At 65.6% G+C, this 17463-nt stretch carries 15 protein-coding genes and 3 tRNA genes; 10 read left to right on the forward strand and 8 right to left on the reverse strand.

What is annotated here, in order from left to right:
• The first annotated feature begins 38 nt into the window (after positions 1-38).
• The 5 genes from FBF35_RS04280 to FBF35_RS04300 all read left to right on the forward strand — a co-directional run bounded on the left by FBF35_RS04280 (position 39) and on the right by FBF35_RS04300 (position 4292).
• Positions 39-119, forward strand: a tRNA-Leu gene (locus FBF35_RS04280).
• Positions 120-172: 53 nt separating this feature from the next.
• A complete protein-coding gene (locus FBF35_RS04285; protein WP_060566960.1) occupies positions 173-646 on the forward strand; it encodes a peroxiredoxin in 474 nt (157 codons plus the stop codon).
• A gap of 72 nt (positions 647-718) precedes the next feature.
• A complete protein-coding gene (locus FBF35_RS04290) occupies positions 719-1711 on the forward strand; it encodes a hypothetical protein (protein WP_060566962.1) in 993 nt (330 codons plus the stop codon).
• Between the two features lie 107 nt (positions 1712-1818).
• On the forward strand, positions 1819-2613 hold the full coding sequence (locus FBF35_RS04295) for an ABC transporter ATP-binding protein (RefSeq protein ID WP_060566964.1): 795 nt from the start codon (positions 1819-1821) through the stop codon (positions 2611-2613).
• Complete coding sequence (locus FBF35_RS04300) at positions 2598-4292, forward strand: hypothetical protein (protein WP_060566966.1); 1695 nt, start codon at positions 2598-2600, stop codon at positions 4290-4292. The genes FBF35_RS04295 and FBF35_RS04300 overlap by 16 nt, the downstream gene beginning before the upstream one ends.
• Positions 4293-4464: 172 nt before the next feature.
• Here the strand turns inward: FBF35_RS04300 and FBF35_RS04305 are convergent, their stop codons facing one another.
• The 3 genes from FBF35_RS04305 to FBF35_RS04315 all read right to left on the reverse strand — a co-directional run bounded on the left by FBF35_RS04305 (position 4465) and on the right by FBF35_RS04315 (position 7204).
• Entirely contained in the window at positions 4465-6162 is a 1698-nt protein-coding gene (locus FBF35_RS04305) for a cell wall protein (RefSeq protein ID WP_241772564.1), read from the reverse strand.
• Positions 6163-7024: 862 nt separating this feature from the next.
• Positions 7025-7097 (reverse strand) — tRNA-Lys (locus tag FBF35_RS04310).
• 34 nt (positions 7098-7131) lie between these two features.
• Positions 7132-7204: transfer RNA gene (locus FBF35_RS04315), tRNA-Lys, on the reverse strand.
• A gap of 145 nt (positions 7205-7349) precedes the next feature.
• Here FBF35_RS04315 and FBF35_RS04320 point away from each other — a divergent pair.
• Positions 7350-8018: a metal-dependent transcriptional regulator gene (locus FBF35_RS04320; protein WP_060566971.1), complete on the forward strand. Its 669-nt coding sequence runs from the start codon at positions 7350-7352 to the stop codon at positions 8016-8018.
• A gap of 124 nt (positions 8019-8142) precedes the next feature.
• Here the strand turns inward: FBF35_RS04320 and FBF35_RS04325 are convergent, their stop codons facing one another.
• Entirely contained in the window at positions 8143-8589 is a 447-nt protein-coding gene (locus FBF35_RS04325; protein WP_060566973.1) for an HIT family protein, read from the reverse strand.
• 124 nt (positions 8590-8713) lie between these two features.
• Between FBF35_RS04325 and FBF35_RS04330 the strand changes: the two genes are divergently transcribed.
• Positions 8714-11644: a leucine--tRNA ligase gene (locus FBF35_RS04330; protein WP_060566975.1), complete on the forward strand. Its 2931-nt coding sequence runs from the start codon at positions 8714-8716 to the stop codon at positions 11642-11644.
• Between the two features lie 6 nt (positions 11645-11650).
• Entirely contained in the window at positions 11651-12688 is a 1038-nt protein-coding gene (locus FBF35_RS04335; protein ID WP_060566977.1) for an Fpg/Nei family DNA glycosylase, read from the forward strand.
• A gap of 58 nt (positions 12689-12746) precedes the next feature.
• Here the strand turns inward: FBF35_RS04335 and FBF35_RS04340 are convergent, their stop codons facing one another.
• The 4 genes from FBF35_RS04340 to FBF35_RS04355 all read right to left on the reverse strand — a co-directional run bounded on the left by FBF35_RS04340 (position 12747) and on the right by FBF35_RS04355 (position 15686).
• The gene (locus tag FBF35_RS04340) at positions 12747-13238 is read right to left on the reverse strand and encodes a GNAT family N-acetyltransferase (protein WP_060566979.1); all 492 of its coding nucleotides are present in this window, start codon (positions 13236-13238) and stop codon (positions 12747-12749) included.
• An 85-nt stretch (positions 13239-13323) separates the two neighbouring features.
• Positions 13324-13968 carry a serine O-acetyltransferase EpsC gene (epsC, locus tag FBF35_RS04345; protein WP_060566982.1) on the reverse strand — a complete coding sequence of 215 codons (645 nt, stop codon included), beginning with the start codon at positions 13966-13968 and terminating at the stop codon, positions 13324-13326.
• A gap of 92 nt (positions 13969-14060) precedes the next feature.
• Positions 14061-14993, reverse strand: coding sequence for a cysteine synthase A (gene cysK, locus FBF35_RS04350; protein WP_060566984.1), 933 nt, complete (start codon positions 14991-14993; stop codon positions 14061-14063).
• A 36-nt stretch (positions 14994-15029) separates the two neighbouring features.
• Positions 15030-15686 (reverse strand): YigZ family protein, encoded by a 657-nt coding sequence (locus tag FBF35_RS04355; protein WP_060566986.1) that lies wholly within the window; start codon positions 15684-15686, stop codon positions 15030-15032.
• A gap of 175 nt (positions 15687-15861) precedes the next feature.
• Between FBF35_RS04355 and rpmF the strand changes: the two genes are divergently transcribed.
• Entirely contained in the window at positions 15862-16032 is a 171-nt protein-coding gene (gene rpmF / locus FBF35_RS04360; RefSeq protein WP_003792889.1) for a 50S ribosomal protein L32, read from the forward strand.
• A gap of 130 nt (positions 16033-16162) precedes the next feature.
• On the forward strand, positions 16163-17434 hold the full coding sequence (locus tag FBF35_RS04365) for a cation:proton antiporter (RefSeq protein WP_060566988.1): 1272 nt from the start codon (positions 16163-16165) through the stop codon (positions 17432-17434).
• Positions 17435-17463: the final 29 nt, after the last annotated feature.

Below are 17463 nucleotides of genomic sequence, written 5' to 3' on the forward strand. Positions count from 1 at the left end.
GCGGACGCTCCGGGGGACATCGGTTAGACTGGGGTGGCGCGCGAGTGGCGGAATTGGCAGACGCGCTGGATTTAGGTTCCAGTGTCTTTGACGTGTGGGTTCGAGTCCCATCTCGCGCACAGTTGCCCGTGCCCGGTCGCCCCGGGGAGGTGGCGGTCGATAGACTGAGGTCATGAGCGCTTTGGATATTGGCTGCAAGGCCCCCGACTTTACCGCTGAGACCACCCAGGGAACCCTGTCCCTGTCGGATCTGCTCGCCGCCTCGTCGCGCGGCGTCGTCGTCTACTTCTACCCGAAGGCCTCCACGCCCGGCTGCACGAAGGAGGCCTGCGACTTCCGCGATTCTCTGGCCTCGCTCCAGGGCGCCGGCTACTCGGTGATCGGCGTGTCCGCCGACTCGATGGCCGCCCTCGAGCGCTTTACGGAGAAGCAGTCGCTGACCTTCCCGCTGGCCTCCGACCCGGATCACGAGATTCTCGAGGCCTACGGTGCTTGGGGCGAAAAGAAGAACTACGGCCGCACCTACGTGGGCATCATTCGCTCGACCGTGGTCGTCAACCCTGACGGTACGGTCGCCCTGGCCCAGTACAACGTGAAGGCAACGGGTCACGTGGCGCGTCTGCGTAAGGCGCTCGGTATCGACTAATCCCGTTGCTTTTTGAGTAACTAGCACATATGATTGTCAAGAAACTGACAGCTAGTTACTAATGGAGGAGTTATGGGGGCCAGGACGCCTGACGCGTATCGAATCGGTGCGGGGCAGGTGACGCAGGAGTATCCGGCCGATGCTGTGCCCGCGCGTGCGCGCAAGCAGCCCAGCCTGCCCACGATGTCCCGTGCGCCCGAGTCGTCTCCCGCCGAACAGGCCGTCACCGCCGAGGTCGCGGTGGTTCGACGCAAGGCTTCCGGTGCGCCGCGCTCCTCGAATGATTCTCGTCCCTCGAAGAACGCTGCCGCGGTGACGCAGCGCCAGGTAACTGTGCGCGAGGCCGCCCCCGCGCAGGCCGCACCCGTTGTGGAATCTCCCGCGCGCGAGTACGCGCATTTGGACGAGGCCGGGGTGGCCTTTGAGGGCGATCAGCGTCCTGGCGTTCCCGTCCATCATGACTGGCACCGCACGACGATGCGCGTCGTGAACTCGGCAGGGGAGCAGGTAGCTCAGAAACGGGGCGTGTCCGCGCCGGCATTGCCTGTGCCAACACAGGTCGAAGAGGCCTCTGGAGTCGGCGGTGCGTCGCGTGCCCAGCGCGCGACACGACGCTCGGGTGTCGCTGCCTCGCGCATGGATCGCCGTGAGCGTCCTGCCCGCCGCGGGCAGCGCCTTCCTGGCCTTCTGATGTTCCTCCTCGGCTTCATCTCAGCGCTCCTGATTGTTGCGGCCGTTGTCGGTGGACTGTATGTTGCGCGCTCGACGGGTTCTTCCGGCTTTACGAACGCCGTCGACTCCTGTCACGCACGTGGTTTGCATGCTCGCTTGGCCAGTGATGAGACCTCGCTGACCCTCGAGGCCTTCTCCGATAGTGGGGATAGTCTGACGACACCGATCTTCCAGTGCGTGCTCGGCAAGCTCGGTACCCCAGCGGCGGTGCGCGAGCGCATGTACGCGACCCGCGCGATCGATGGCACTCAGTCGGAGCAGTGGGGCGCCTATAAGGCGACCTGGACGTACGAACCGGATCAGGGCTTGACCGTCATCGTCAGCTCCCGCTGACGGCGTGATCGGCCCGGGGGAGTGTCATCATCTGAGATTTGTCCTACCGCATTGCCTTGTATCGCTCGTAAAATGAGCGGGTATTTCAATGCGTGAAGGAGTATCTCGTGTCCGATTCGCAGCCCGCCGTGCCCGCCGCCCCCGTGGGGGAAGATATCGCACTGGCGATCCGAGGCCTCGTCAAGATTTATGGCAACCTCGTCGCCGTCGCCGACCTATCCCTCGATATCCCCACCGGATCCTTCTACGGGATTGTCGGTCCTAACGGTGCCGGTAAGACAACGACGCTGACCATGGCCACAGGCCTGCTCACCCCCGACCGTGGCACTGCGTACGTGCACGGCGTCGACGTGTGGGCGCGAACCCAGGAGGCGCGTGCCCTCCTCGGCGTCATGCCCGACGGTATGCGGCTGCTCGACCGCCTCTCCGGCCCCGACTTCCTCGTCCACGTGGGCATGCTTCACGGCCTCGACGCGTCCGTCGCCCGCGAGCGCGCCCACGAGCTCCTCGCGGCCCTCGACCTGGCCGAGGCCGGCAAGAAGCTGATCAGCGACTACTCGGCCGGCATGACGAAGAAGATCGCCCTGGCCGCCGCCCTCATTCACTCCCCGCGAGTCCTGGTCCTCGACGAGCCTTTCGAGGCCGTGGATCCCGTTTCCGCGACCAACATCCGCCAGATCCTCACCGACTACACGCGTCGCGGTGGCACCGTCATCCTGTCCTCGCACGTGATGGCCACCGTCCAGCAGCTGTGCACGCACGTGGCCATCATCGACAAGGGGCGCGTGCTCGTCGCAGGAACCACCGACGAGGTTGCCCAGGGCGGAGACCTGGGGGAGCGCTTCACCGCTCTGGTCGGCGGCGTCCACTCCGAGGAAGGTCTGTCGTGGTTGGGCAACTGATTCGCCTCAAGCTTCGCATCATCTGGAACACTGTCCGCAAGCAGACGGTCGTCCTCGTTCTGGCCGTCCTCGGTGTCCTCTACTTCGGCGCAATCTATGCTTCCGCGCTCGTGGGCACCGCCTTCCTTGCTCGCTCCGACGAGGCTTCGCTGGCCGCGCCCGTGATGCCGATTGTCGGGCCCTTCATCTTCTTGCTGTGGTTGGTCCTTCCGATCATCTTCGCTTCGATGGACAACTCTCTCGATCCAGTGCGCCTGTCGCCCTACGTGGGACCCAGCAAGCGCCTCGGAGCGGGGTTGGCTGCCTCGACTGCGGTCGGTCCCGGCGGGCTCCTGTCCGCGATGATCCTCTTCCTACCCGTCTGGTTCGCGCTGTGGCGCGCCCAGTGGCTTGAGGCGCTCGGCTGGTTCATCGCTGGTGTCGTGACGCTGCCTCTCGCGGTGCTCTGGGCGCGCGCGGTCGGGACCTGGTTCGCGGTACGCCTGGACAGCTCGGGCAAGAAGGATGCCGTCACGGCCCTGGGTGCCGTCGTCTTCATGATGGTGCTGACTCCCTTGGGTTACTGGATGTCTTTGCTGACCCGGAACTTTTCCGTTGAGGCCTTCAAGGCGGGTTTGAACGTCGCACTGTGGACTCCCTTCGGCGCTCCCTTCGGTGTGGTTGCTTCGCTGCTCGAGGGCGCGTGGGTGGCCGCGGCGATCCGTGCTCTCGTCACGGTCGTGACCGCCGTCGTCGGTTGGCGGGCCTGGCTCGCCGTCCTGCGCCCCGTCATGAGCGGCTACGCCGGTGAGATCAGCGCCGACGCGCAGCGCGCCATCGACGAGGGACGCCACCTCATCGACGAATCCCTCGAAGAAGAAGCGCGTAGTCGCCGCTCCGAGCAGTCGCGAGCCGCCGGCCTGCGCAGCGTCGACCTGTTCACGCGCCTCGGCCTCGGAGTGCGCAGCGCCTCCCTGGCCGCGCGCACGCTGCGCTACTGGATCGTCGATACGCGCCTGAACATGAACATGGCACTCGCGCTGCTGTTCCCGGTTGTCGCGATCTTCATGGGGCGGCTGGCTGCTGAGGGGCAGTCGTTCGCGTTCTCGGCGGGTATCTTCCTCTACCTGGTGCCCATCACAACGGGCCTGACGACCGGTGCGCTCATGCAATATGACTCGACGGGCGCCTGGATCGTGGTGTCGTCGGGGATGAGTGGTCGCGAGGAACGTCGCGGACGCCTCGTTGGTTCGCTCATTGTGTTAGTACCTCAGGTCATCGGTTATCTCATTCACGATGCCGCGACCGGCGCGAGCGCCTCCGATTTTGTGTTCCACCAGGTGATGGGCGTTGTTCTTTTCGCCGGTGCCGCTGCGACGACCCTCGTCGTGAATGCGCGGTGGGTGTACCCGGTGCAGCCCCCGGGCACGTCCCCGCTGGCGACGAAGGGAACCGGTTCCTTCCTGATGACGATGCTGCTGCAGCTCGTGGGCTTCGCGGGTACCGCCGTCCTGCAGATCCCGTCCTACGTGCTGCTCGTGCTGGCGTCCTTCGGCTTCGTTCCCAACTGGGTCGCCTACGTCGTGGCCCTCGCGTGGTCGGTTCTCGTCCTTGAGGCAGCCGTTCGGATTGGCGGGCGCGTGTGGGACCGCTACGCTGTCGCCGCACTGACGTCGATCCGCAGTTGGCCGGGACACTGATCTCTGCTTGTGTGGATGTACGAGGCCGGGGTTGCCCACTGGGTGCCCCGGCCTCGTTGTCGGATGCTGTGGCGCACTGTGCCGGAGGGGTAGTGGTGTTTTGTCCTTTCACCCAAATAAGGCGGGGTGCCGGCGATTCGCCGACACCCCGCCTATGACTATGACACACGGATTAAGAGCGCTTCCTCCGCATTGCCGCGGCGCCGATAGTGCCCGTCACGGCTGCGAGCGCAAGCACATTGCCGGTGAGAGCACCGGTCTTGGCGAGCTGCGTTGCAGGCGTAGGAGGAACCGAGGGCGTCACCGTCGTCGGTGTAGGCGTCGGACCAGGCTTGAAGGATAGTCGTGTCACGTAGGGATGCGACTCGCTGGTCGTGTACTTCAGAGGATGCACCATGAGCGGAGCTTCATTCCATCCGGCTGAAGGGCCGGTCATGGGCGCCCTCCATCCGGCAGAAAAAGGGATGCCTGTAGGGGGACATGCGGGCGATGGAGGATCAAATACTGTTCCAAGGACGGACCGAGGCTCGGCCGGTTCGACAGCGTCGTAGTCGCCCATAGTCGGAGGGCATGCGGGTGAAGGCGTCCCAGGCCTGACCGTGACGCCGAGTTGTTTTTCAACATCAACCGAGATAGTGCCCTGCGTGAGGTGATCGATCTGGTAATCCGTATCGGCAGTAGCGGATTCAGTGAAGGCAATCTTCGAAATGGTGATCACCGCTTCGCCGTGAAGCGCAGCCATCGCGTCCTTGAGGGCTTCGATAGTGGTGATCTGTTCGGGGGTATCGAAGTCAACGCTAACCGTTGCGGTCTGTCCATTAACTGCCACTGTTGTCGCCGAGAAGCCCTGGGGAAGCCCCGTCACCGAAATGGCCGAGGGATCAGAAAACTTCAGCTGCGCAGGAAGAGTGATCTGCGTTGTGAAGCCCAAGTGAGCATTCTTCAGTGCAATATCGTCGAAAGCGTTGGGCGTCTCGTCGTACTTCTGGAGGAGATCAGCAATGCGTCCACCTCGAAGGTCCTTCAAGTGAACGACGTTCTCGATGGTCAGAAGAGAATCTTTGCTCTCGGCGTAGATCTTTTCCGTCTGAGTTGGAGTGTTCCCATCCAGGCCGACCTTAAAATCGTTGTCGATTGTCGGGTCATCACCGTTGACCGGAAGGGTGCCGAAAACCTTCTTGTACTTGTAAATCCCGGTCAAGCGATCCGAAGACAACTCCCACGTGGAGAATTCGTAGTCGGGAATTCCAGCGGCTTGGAAGAAGTTGGGTCCGGTCTTCGGGGGCTGCAAGTCGTGGCCGTCTTCTTCATCAACCCAGCGCGTCGTCCGGGTTGGTGCGGACGCGAAGCAATCGGTAGGCGACTGTGCCAGTGCCAGGGTCTTCGTATCGAAGTGAAAGACCTGAGCGGGAGCGGTCGCTGATGCGAAGAAGTTGAACTTCCCTGTAACGGTAACCTGTTCGCTGGCCAGTCGTGTCGCTTCCGTGGGGTCGGTCGTGCCAACGGCGTAGGGGACCTGGACCTTGATCGTGTGCTGGCCGGGGTTGTCTTTCTCTGCATCGTAGATGTCGAGCAGCTGCTGCCAGTTCAGATCTTTGAGCTGGATGTTCGCAGTGACCTGTGTGCGGTCATCGCCCGGGGAGAACGAGGTGTAGGCGATCATTGACGAGGTAGATTTCGCGCGAGACGTCCCCAGCGTGACTGTCTGAGGGACACTCAGGGTCAGTGCGATATCGGAGTCGAAGTTGGCGCCGGAGTCATGAGGAGAGAGTCCCTGTGCAGCCGCAGCGCGGATTTCGGCCTCGTGGCCTGCCAGAAGCGTAGTGACCGGAATGTCCAGCACGACGGTACCGTGATAGGTCGTGATCACAGGGTTGGCATTGCACACAGTCGTGCTTGTTGATGAAACGTATTGTGAGAGTGGGAAGGGCTGAGCATCGGCTTGTGCGCTGCGAGGCGCAAACATTGTTAGCGTGCCTGTAGCGACGAGAGCCAAACCAGCACCCGTAGCTAGTACTCTCTGGCTTTTCCTCATGATGTTCCCCAGTCGTAGGTGAGCGAATTAAACGGAATGATTCATGATTTTTGAGTATACACATTGTTGTGGACAGTAGATCGCCTCTTGCGAGCTCAGCTTTGGTTTCACTGCTCTATCAGGCGTGGGCACATCGGGCGCAAGCCCTGAATGTGCGTGCGAACCCCTTGATACGCACGTAAACCCCTAGATGGGCACGTGGGCGGCGTTGCCCACACGCAGGTTATGAGGCCCGCGGGTAGATCATCGGGCTAACGTGCGTATCGTCGGGTCCACGTACGCTCCCAAAGGCCCGCACATAGGTATTGGGCTTTCGTGAGGAGCAGCGTGGCATGTCATGGCGCGAAAGAGTTCGCCCAGCAAGCAAGAAAATGCTCATTTTGGGAGTGTTTTCCCGGTGCTGGGCGAATTTTGTCGCGAGTGCGCGATGAGTGAGGAGATGACGGTATGGCATGTGTGCAGTCCCCGCCCGATTGGAGGCCACCGCGAGGCCTGCGGGGCCTGGCCGGGCTTCGAGACGACGCGCCGAGCGAAGCTCGTGGCACGGACGGCGAGCGGGCGGGCAGGCCTCGCGGTGGCCGGAGATCTGGCGGGGCGCTGCAGAGGCCGGAAATCTGGCGGGTTACGGCCAATACTGGAAAGCAAACGGGGGCACGGATGCGAAAAAACCGGCGACCCGAAGGCCGCCGGTTGTCTGTGCGTCATGGGGGACTTGAACCCTCAACCCGCTGATTAAGAGTCAGCTGCTCTGCCAATTGAGCTAATGACGCGGGGGACTTTCACCAGCCGGAGCCGGGAAAGCTGTGCGTCATGGGGGACTTGAACCCTCAACCCGCTGATTAAGAGTCAGCTGCTCTGCCAATTGAGCTAATGACGCGGGGGTTTTGCAACCGAGAGATAAATATACAGGCGCGTCCCGCCCGGCGCAAGTCAATGAGGGGCGTCGTGGCCTATGTCGCACGCTCGCCGGGCGTGAGCCACCCGGGCACCTACAATGGGGCCTCAGATGAAAGGGGAACGCCATGTCGGACGCGTCGAGCAACTACTCCTCGGTCGTGGAGGACATCCTCAAGCTCGTGTGGAGCGCCGAGGAAGCCGGCCGTGACGGCGTCAAGCCCAAGGACGTCTCCGAACACATGGGTGTCGTCCCTTCGACGGCAACGGAGAACATTCAGCGCCTGGCCCGCCAGGGCCTCGTCACGCACGAGCGCTACGGCCGCGTGCGACTGACCCCGCAGGGGCGCGCGATCGCCCTGGGAATGGTGCGCCGCCACCGTCTGCTCGAAACCTACCTGCACGAGGCCCTCGGTTTCTCATGGGATGAGGTGCACGAAGAGGCCGAGATTCTCGAACATGCGGTCTCTGATCGGCTTCTCGACCGCCTCGACCGAGTCCTCGGCTACCCGAGCCGTGACCCGCACGGTGATCCGATCCCACGAGCCGACGGCTCCAGCGATGACGTCTCCGGCTGTCCCGTCGACGCGCTCGACGTCACCGGCGGGGGAATCGTCGTCCGGCTGCCCGACCGCGACCCCGAAGCGTTGCGCGCGTGGGAGGAGGCCGGCCTCGTGCCCGGCGCTCATATCACCGTCGTCGCGTCCGACGCCGGGGGAGTGACCGTCCTGCTCGAGGATGGGCAGATGCTCCTCCTTGACCCCGCCCAGGCCTCGGGCATCGTCGTTCGGGACTGAGCCACACCGGCGCGACCCCACTTCCCATTGACGAGGCCCGGAAACGATCCAGCCCACCTGACCGAGTCGGCCGGGCGGGCTGGGAGCGCCCGTTGGTGGGCGCACAGGAGGGGGAGCGAAGTCCTCAGGCGAGGGAAGCGGATCCCATTGACGGGGGCACGTGGCGGCCGTGTCCGGCGGACAGGAGCGCCTCGCGCAGGGCGGTGATTGCGCTATCGAGTTCCTCGTCGCTGGCGGGGGCTGCCTTGGACAGGAGGATGTCGGTCTCGTCGCGCAGGGGGATGACGTGCAGGTGGGTGTGGGGCACCTCGAATCCCGCGATCGCCAGGCCGGCGCGCGGCACGCCGAACGCGGCCTTCTGCGCCAGTCCGATCGTGCGTGCCACAGTCATGAGGTGGGCGGCGACGTCCGAGGGGGCGTCCGTCCACGCCTCGTATGCGGTGCGCGGAACCACGAGGACGTGGCCCGGCGAGGTCGGCTCGATCGTTGCGAAGGCGACGCACAGGTCGTCGGCCCACACGAAGCGGCCGGGCCAGACACCCGTGATGATGTTGTCGAAGATAGTGCTCATGCGACTATTGTCACCTATTCGCGCTCACTTCGGTAGGTGGGCGCGTCCGGCGGGGCGGGCGGGCGTGAACTACCCTGGTGGGGAGTATTGTTACGCGACCCATCGTTAAGCGAGGAACGCACAGATGAGCGAAAATCCGCAGAGTGCCCCGGCCCAGCGCTACACCGCTGAGCTCGCAGGTCAGATCGAGACGAAGTGGCAGGACCGCTGGGAGGAGCTGGGCACGTTCTACGCGGACAACCCCACGGGCGACCTGGCTGGCCCGCTGGCCTCCCACAACCCCTTCTTCATCCTCGACATGTTCCCCTACCCCTCGGGTAAGGGCCTGCACGTGGGTCATCCGCTGGGCTACATCGCGACCGACACGCTGGCGCGCTACCGCCGCATGAAGGGCGACAACGTCCTGTACACGATGGGCTACGATGCCTTCGGTCTGCCCGCCGAGCAGTACGCCGTTCAGACCGGCCAGCACCCGGCCATCACCACGAACCAGAACATCGCGAACATGCGCCGCCAGCTGCGCCGCATGGGCCTGTCTCACGACTCGCGCCGTTCCTTCGCGACCACCGATATCGAGTACGTGCACTGGACGCAGTGGATCTTCCTGCAGGTCTTCAACTCCTGGTTCGATCCCGAGGCCACGGCTCCCGATGGCTCCCAGGGCGCGGCCCGTCCGATCACCGAGCTGATCGCAAAGCTCGAGTCCGGCGAGATTCGCCCCGAGGACGGCTCCGATTACAACTCCCTGGACCGCGTCGCCCAGGCGAAGGTCGTCGACTCCTACCGCCTCGCCTACGTCTCCGAGGCCCCCGTCAACTGGTGCCCTGGCCTGGGAACGGTCCTGGCCAACGAAGAGGTCACCGCCGACGGCCGCTCCGAGCGCGGCAACTACCCGGTCTTCAAGCGCAACCTGCGCCAGTGGATGATGCGTATCACCGCATACGGTAAGCGCCTGTCCGACGACCTCGACACAATCAACTGGCCCGAAAAGGTGCGCACCATGCAGCGCAACTGGATCGGCCGCTCCGAGGGCGCGACCGTCCGCTTCGACGTGCCCGGCGCGCGCGAGGCTGGCGCTTCCCTCGACTCCCTGGACGTCTACACGACGCGCCCCGACACGCTGTTCGGCGCGACCTTCATGGTCGTGGCTCCCGAGCACCCGATTCTCGGTGGAACCGTCGGTGGCGACGCCGGCGACGAGGCCGCCCTCACGCTGCCCGCCTCCTGGCCCGAGGGCACGAAGGACGCGTGGACGGGAGGCGCCGCCTCCCCGAAGGAGGCCGTGAGCGCCTACCGCGCCCAGGCCGCCGCGAAGTCCGAGGCCGAGCGCGCCGACGAGGAACGCAGCAAGACCGGCGTGTTCACCGGCCTGTTCGGCATCGATCCGGTCAACGGCCGCCCCGTTCCGATCTTCGTTGCCGACTACGTCCTGTGGGGCTACGGCACCGGCGCCATTATGGCCGTGCCTGCCCACGACGACCGCGACTGGGCGTTCGCCCGCGTCTACGACCTCGACATCGTGCGCACGATCGGCCCGGCCGACGACCCCTACGGCCCCGACCTCGAGGCCGGCGCGTACACGGGCGACGGCGTGGCCGTTGACTCCGCGAACGACGAGATCGACCTCAACGGCCTGGCCAAGGACGAGGCCAAGGCCGCCATGATCGAGTGGCTGGTCGCCAAGGGCCTGGGCCACGGCACCGTCACCTACCGCCTGCGCGACTGGCTGTTCAGCCGCCAGCGCTACTGGGGCGAGCCCTTCCCGATCGTGTGGGACGAGGACGGCGTCGCGCACGCCCTGCCCGAGGACATGCTCCCCGTCGAGCTGCCCGAGGTCAGCGACTACAGCCCGCGAACCTTCGACGCGGACGATGCCGAATCCTCGCCCGAGGCCCCGCTGGGCCGCGCCGAGGACTGGGTGAACGTCACCCTCGACCTGGGCGATGGCCCCAAGACCTACCGCCGTGAGACCAACACGATGCCCCAGTGGGCGGGTTCGTGCTGGTACGAGATGCGCTACACCGACCCGACGAACTCGAAGCGTTTCTCCGGAGAGGAGAACCTGGCCTACTGGATGGGTCCGCGCGAGGGCAAGGTTAGCGGCGGCACCGACATGTACGTCGGCGGCGTCGAGCACGCGGTCCTGCACCTGCTCTACGCCCGCTTCTGGCAGAAGGTCCTCTTCGACCTGGGGCACGTGCCGGGCTCCGAGCCCTTCCACACGCTTTTCAACCAGGGCTACGTCCAGGCCTATGCCTACACCGACGCACGCGGCCAGTACGTGCCCGCCGACGAGGTCGAGGGCGACGAGACGACCGGCTTCACCTACAAGGGCGAGCCCGTTAACCGCGAGTACGGCAAGATGGGCAAGTCCCTGAAGAACATCGTCACGCCCGACGAGATGTACGACGCCTACGGCGCCGACGTCTTCCGCGTGTACGAGATGAGCATGGGCCCCCTCGACCTGTCGCGCCCGTGGGAGACCCGCGCCGTCGTCGGCTCCCAGCGCTTCCTGCAGCGCCTGTGGCGTAACGCGGTCGACGAGGAGACCGGCGAGCTCACGGTCACCGACGAGCCCGCGGACGACAAGACGCGTCGCCTCGTGGCCCGCACGATCGCCGAGGTCACCGAAGAGTACGAGAACCTGCGCATCAACACCGCGATCTCCAAGCTCATTGTCCTCAACAACCACCTGACCAGCCTGGACGCCGTCCCGCGCGACGCCATCGAACCGCTGATCCTCATGCTCGCTCCGGTCGCCCCGCACCTGTGTGAGGAGCTGTGGAGCCGCCTGGGCCACGAGGCCTCCCTGGCCCGCGAGCCCTTCCCGGTCGTCGAGGATTCCTCGCTGCTGGAGGAAGACACGGTCACGGCCGTTGTCCAGGTCAACGGCAAGGTCAAGGCCCGCATCGAGGTCGCTCCCTCCATCTCTGAGGAAGACCTTGTCGCGGCTGCCCTGGCCGAGGCACCGATCGTCAAGGCCCTCGGCGGGGCAGATCCCCTCAAGGTGATCGCCCGTGCGCCGAAGCTGGTCAACGTCGTCGTCAAGAAGTGAGGTCGCATGCCTGAAGGCGATGCAGTCCGTCGCCTAGCCGGTACCCTCGACGAGCTTTTCGTCGGGGGTATCGTCTCGGCGTCGTCCCCGCAGGGGCGCTTCGCGTCCTCCGCAGCCCTCCTGGACGGGTGGGTCATGCAGCGGGTGCGCGTGCACGGCAAACACATGTTCATTGGCTTTGTCCCGCCCATCGAAGGTGAGACGTACGAGGCCGGGGTGGCCCTCCTGGAGGGTGCCGCGGCCGGCAGTGGGGAGCCGATCCTGCCCGAGGATGCTCCCTGGCCGGACCGGTGGGTGCATATCCACCTGGGTCTGTACGGCTGGTGGCGCTTCAACGGCGACGAGACCGTCGTCGACGAGGGGCACGGCGTCGCTCACCGCATCCCCAACGTCCCGAAGGGAGAGTGGAACGGCCACTCCGAGACCCGCTGGGGCGAGGGCTTTGGCGAGGCCAAGGCGGGGGAGTGGGAGCCGCCGGAGCCGGTCGGTGCCGTGCGCCTGCGTCTGTTCAACGACCATGCCGTCGCCGACCTTGTGGGCCCCAACCGCTGTGACCTCATCACGGACGAGGAGCGCATCAAGGCCGAGTCGAAGCTGGGGCCGGATCCCCTAGACGCGGGGGCCCGCTCCGATGTCGAGGCCATGGAGCGTTTTGCCCAGGTCGCCCACTCTAAGAAGCGCGCGATTGGCGAGATCGTCATGGATCAGTCGATTATCGCGGGCGTGGGCAACATCTACCGTGCCGACGCCCTGTTCCTCGCGGGCATCTCGCCCCACCGTAAGGGCGCCAATATCTCCATCAAGCGCCTGCGCGAGCTGTGGGTCCTGATCTGCGACCTCATGAACCGCGGCCTGGCCGCAGGTCGCCTGGACACGATGGATCCGGAGGAGGCCCCCAATCCGCCGATTGAGGGTGACGAGGAGGCCTCGCGCTGGTACGTGTACCACCGCACGGACCGCCCGTGCCTGCGCTGTGGGACGCCGATCCGCGAGGCGCTCATGCAGAACCGACGCCTGTTCTGGTGTCCGTCCTGCCAGCGCTGAGCGCGCGAAGAACCGTCAGGGGAGTGCGGGCCGCAAGGCTCGCACTCCTCGCCCGTTGTCAGGCGATCTCTTCGAATCCGAGAACCGAGTAGAGTTCGCGGGCCCCGCCGTGGCGCGTATCCAGGCGCAGGGCGAGGGTGTCGAATCCCCACTGCGAGCAGCGCGTCGCGACCTCGGAGACGAGGGCGGTCGCGATGCCGCGCCTGCGGTAGTCGGGGGCGACGATCAGGTCCACCACGAAGGGGCCGTCCGGCGCATCATCCCAGGGGGATTCGCGGACGACGAGGATCGCTCCGACGAGCGTTCCCCCGTCCCAGGCGCCGATGAACGAGTCTTCCGTGGTCGCCCCGAAAGCGCCCTCAAACGTCAGGCGTAGTTCTTCGGAGGTTTCCAAGAGCGCCTCGGGCGTGACGTCGTCGTCGTACGCCTCGAGGGTGAGCACCGCGAGCGCGGGGATGTCGAATGTTGTGAGCGTGGCGATCTCAATACCCTGAGGCCGATTCGCCGCTGACAACGCGTCCAGGGGGGCATGTAGAGTTCGAGCTTCCATAAACCAACTATAGGTGAGGATGCTCACTTTGTCATGGGTCTTGAACGGATTCTCACAGACCGCATCTGACGAGGGCGAATGCCCCTCAGATGTAGAGGGCCGGCTCCTCGAAGAAGTAGTTGGGATCGACGATGAGATCGCGGTCGCGCGTATCCTTTTCCGGCTTGGGCAGCAGACGCGCGGGCACGCCGATTGCGACGTTGCCACAGGGCACGTCCTTGACGACGACGGCGTTCGCGCCGATCTTGACACCCGTGCCCACGGTGATGGGTCCCAGTACCTTTGCGCCCGCCCCGATCATGACGTGGTCACCGACGGTGGGGTGGCGCTTGCCCGGCGTCATGGCGACGCCGCCGAGGGTGACGCCGTGGAAGATGACGACATCGTTGCCGACCTCGGCGGTCTGGCCGATGACGACGCCCGTCGCATGATCGATGAAGACGCGGCGCCCGATGGTGGCCTCGGGATGAATGTCCACGCCGGTGACGGCTCGGGCCATGGAGGACAGGACGCGCGCGGGGGTGCGGGCACCGTGAGCCCACAGAGCGTGGGAGACGCGGTGAGTCCACAGGGCGTGCACGCCCGGGTAGGTCAGTGCGATCTCCAGGGCGGAGGTGGCCGCGGGGTCGCGGCGCTGCGCCGTCACGAGGTCCTCTCGGAAGAGCCCGAGCGCCCGGGTGGGCAGGGCGCGCGAGAGGGTCTTCGACAGGGCGCGTACTGTGAGCTTCACGAGTTCCTCCTGGATGGTCGACTGAGACGGAAACGGACAGGTGGCCCCGGACATTCCATCCGGGGCCACCTTAGCGCGTCAAGCTGGAAAGATCAGTCCTCGAGGCCCGCGAACAGGGCAGTCGAGAGGTAACGCTCACCCGTGTCGGGCAGGAGCGTGACGATCTTCTTGCCGGCCAGCTCGGGACGAGCGGCGACGGCGGCTGTGCCCGCCAGGGCAGCGCCCGAGGAGATGCCCACGAGCAGACCCTCTTCGGCGGCAGCGCGGCGAGCGAACTCGAGGGCCTGTGCGGTCTCGACAGAGATGACCTCGTCCACGATGTCCGCGTCGAAGGTGTCGGGCACGAAGTTGGGCATGAGGCCCTGGATGCCGTGCGGGCCGGGGGTACCGCCGGTCAGCAGGGGAGACTCGGCGGGCTGAACGGCGATGATGCGCACGTTCGGGTTCTTCTCCTTGAGGACCTTCGCGACGCCCGAGATGGTGCCACCCGTGCCAACGCCGGCGACGAAGACGTCAACCTGGCCGTCGGTGTCGGCCCAGATCTCCTCGCCGGTGTGCGCCACGTGGGCGGCCGGGTTGGCGGGGTTGGTGAACTGGGAGGCGATGATGGCGCCGGGACGCTCGGAAGCGATGCGCTCGGCCTCGGCAACGGCCGCGGAGACGCCGCCCTTCGGGTCGGTGAGGACCAGCTCGGCGCCGAATGCGCGCACGATCGCTCGGCGCTCGACGGACATCGAGGCGGGCATGACGATGACGACCTTGTAGCCGCGTGCCGCGCCCACCATCGACAGGGCGATACCCGTGTTACCGGAGGTGGCCTCGACGATCGTGCCGCCGGGGGCCAGGGCGCCCGAGGCCTCGGCCGCGTCGATGATCGAACGGGCGATGCGATCCTTCACGGAGGAGGCGGGGTTGAAGGCCTCGACCTTCGCGACCACGTCGACGCCGTCACCGGCAACGTGGTTAATTCGGACGAGGGGGGTGCCGCCGATCAGATCGGCGACGGTGGAGGCGATACGAGCCATGAGGAGTCCTTCCTAAGCAGGTGTACCCCTGAATTGTCATCCCGCGCTCGGAGCCTCGTCTAGTTCAATCCGCCGTGTTTCCACGTAGCGAAACTTTGCAACACCGGATGAGGCCTGGGCCAGGCACGCGTCAATCGCGTCTCGGTCGCTCGGATCAATGGCGATACGCAGCGTGACGTCCGCGCCCCAGATCGTGTCGATGATCGCGGCTCCTCGCGCGCGAAGCTCGGCTTCAATGCGACCCGCGTCCCCGGGGCTCAGCTGGGTTTCGAGGACGTCACGCCCGACGAGGTAGGCGATGGGGGCGCGGGCGACGGCCTCGGAGACTGAGGTGGAGTAGGCCCGCACGAGGCCACCCCCGCCCAGGAGGATTCCGCCGAAGTATCGGGTGACGACCGCCGTCGCGTTCCACGTGTCGGAGGCACGGAGGGCCTCCAGCATCGGGGTCCCGGCCGTGCCCGAGGGCTCGCCATCGTCCGATGAATGCTGCAAAGGTGCGGCATCCGGCGGGTCGATCAGGTATGCGGAGCAGTTATGGCGGGCCTGCGGATGCTCGGCTTTGACCGCGTCGATGAGCTCGCGAGCCTCCTCGGGGGTGTCCGTCCTAGCGAGCGTCGTAATGAATCGGGAACGCTTGATTTCAATCTCGTGGGTGAGGAGCGTGCCGGAGGCGAGCGTGCGAAGAACGGACATGAGCCCAGTCTAAGGGAGAGAACATGCCCTCAGTCTGTAACCAGGATCGCAGGCCCGTAGGCTCTCGCGATGTGCTTCAGAGGCTGGTCCGTGGTAGTCTTGTCGGGTTGTCGCCGTGCGCCCGCGTGGCGCACCGATCAGAATAGTCGTCGAGAAAGAAGAGGAGCGGTAAGACATGGCAGTTCCCAAGCGCAAGATGTCCCGTGCGAACACCCGCACCCGCCGGTCTACCTGGAAGGCTGATCTTACCGAGCTGAACACCGTCAAGGTTGCCGGCCGTGAGATCCGCGTGCCCCGCCGCCTGGCCAAGGCCTACAAGAACGGCCTCCTGGACGTCGAGGGCTGACCTCGCATCCACGCACGGGCCCGGGACTTATCGTCCCGGGCCTTTGTCATGCCCGCAATTCCTGCGCGTTCGACGAAAACCCTTCCGGTCGTCGGCGCGCGCTTAATCCCAGTACCGAAAAGGAACGCACATGAGCCTGCCATTGTCTCTGCCCGCCGCGAGCGGGGGAGTGGGCCACGGCCTCGTCGCCGCGTCGAGCACGAGTGGCACCGAGGGAGCCATCGTCTCCCTCTTCCTGATTGCCGCCGCTGCGGCCATCGCGCCCCTGCTGTCCTCGCTCACGCGCAAGCGCGTGCCCGACGTCGTCTGGCTGCTCATCCTCGGCGTCATCATCGGGCCGAACGTTCTCGGGCTCGCATCCCTCACCGAGCCGATCTCCGTGTTCCGCGAGGTCGGCATGGGCATGCTCTTCCTCATCGCGGGCACCGAAATCGACGTCGAAGAGGTGCATGGGCGGGCGGGGAGACGCTCGCTGCTCACGTGGCTGGCGTGCTTCGGTATCGGCCTGGCCGTCTCCTGGGTGGCGGTCGCCGCGTCGGGGACGACGGGTGTCGCCGCCGCCACCTACATCGCGCTCGCGATCGCGCTGACCTCGACCGCGCTCGGCACCCTGCTGCCCATCCTCATGGAGGCCGGCGTCATGGGGACGACGATCGGCAAGGCTGTCCTCGTCCACGGCGCCGTCGGCGAACTCGCACCCATCATCGCCATGTCGCTGCTGCTCTCCGCCCGTAGCCCCTGGGCGTCAGCGATTATTCTTCTCGTGTTCGCTCTCGCGTCGGTCGTTGCCGTCGCCCTTCCGACGCGTTTCATCCTCAAGCACCCCGCGTTCGGGCGGACCATCCTGCACGGGGCGCAGACCTCGCAAAAGACGCTCATGCGCGTCGTCATGGTTGTCCTCACCGGCCTCATGGCGCTGTCCGCGGTCATGGAACTGGACATGGTGCTCGGCGCGTTCGCGGCCGGCATCATCGTGCGCGCGCTGGCGCCCGGCAACTTCACGATGGTCGAGGGGGAGCTGCGCACCCTCGGATTCTCCTTCCTGATCCCGCTGTTCTTCGTCACCTCGGGCATGAACATCTCGCTGCGCGCCGTCGCGGGCTACCCGTTCCTGCTCATCGCCTTCGTCGGAGCGATTCTCGTGGTGCGCGGCGTGCCCATCGTCCTTCTCGAACGTTTCCACGGATCGATCGAGCGAGTCGGCTGGACGGACGCGACGCGCATCGGCCTGTACGGTGCTACCGGCCTGCCCATCATCGTCGCCGTCACCGAGCTGGGGGTCACGACGGGTGTTCTGCCCTCGTGGCTTGCCTCCCTGCTGGTTGTTGCTGGCGCGATGTCCGTGCTGCTCTTCCCGTTGGTCGCCTTCCTGCTGGGCCGCGCTGGTGGAAAGGCGCGCTAACCTCCGCTAGTCTTACAGGCGGCGCACCG

It is taken from the genome of Schaalia odontolytica, from assembly GCF_005696695.1.
In the GTDB taxonomy this organism is placed as follows: Bacteria; Actinomycetota; Actinomycetes; order Actinomycetales; family Actinomycetaceae; genus Pauljensenia; species Pauljensenia odontolytica_C.

Bases quoted from the DNA above. Each gene is read 5' to 3' on its own strand.
- FBF35_RS04285 (WP_060566960.1), top strand. From the start codon at position 173: ATGAGCGCTTTGGATATTGGCTGCAAGGCCCCCGACTTTACCGCTGAG.
- FBF35_RS04290 (WP_060566962.1), top strand. From the start codon at position 719: ATGGGGGCCAGGACGCCTGACGCGTATCGAATCGGTGCGGGGCAGGTG.
- FBF35_RS04320 (WP_060566971.1), top strand. From the start codon at position 7,350: ATGTCGGACGCGTCGAGCAACTACTCCTCGGTCGTGGAGGACATCCTC.
- FBF35_RS04325 (WP_060566973.1), bottom strand. From the start codon at position 8,589: ATGAGCACTATCTTCGACAACATCATCACGGGTGTCTGGCCCGGCCGC.
- FBF35_RS04330 (WP_060566975.1), top strand. From the start codon at position 8,714: ATGAGCGAAAATCCGCAGAGTGCCCCGGCCCAGCGCTACACCGCTGAG.
- FBF35_RS04335 (WP_060566977.1), top strand. From the start codon at position 11,651: ATGCCTGAAGGCGATGCAGTCCGTCGCCTAGCCGGTACCCTCGACGAG.
- FBF35_RS04340 (WP_060566979.1), bottom strand. From the start codon at position 13,238: ATGGAAGCTCGAACTCTACATGCCCCCCTGGACGCGTTGTCAGCGGCG.
- cysK (WP_060566984.1), bottom strand. From the start codon at position 14,993: ATGGCTCGTATCGCCTCCACCGTCGCCGATCTGATCGGCGGCACCCCC.
- FBF35_RS04355 (WP_060566986.1), bottom strand. From the start codon at position 15,686: ATGTCCGTTCTTCGCACGCTCGCCTCCGGCACGCTCCTCACCCACGAG.
- rpmF (WP_003792889.1), top strand. From the start codon at position 15,862: ATGGCAGTTCCCAAGCGCAAGATGTCCCGTGCGAACACCCGCACCCGC.
- FBF35_RS04365 (WP_060566988.1), top strand. From the start codon at position 16,163: ATGAGCCTGCCATTGTCTCTGCCCGCCGCGAGCGGGGGAGTGGGCCAC.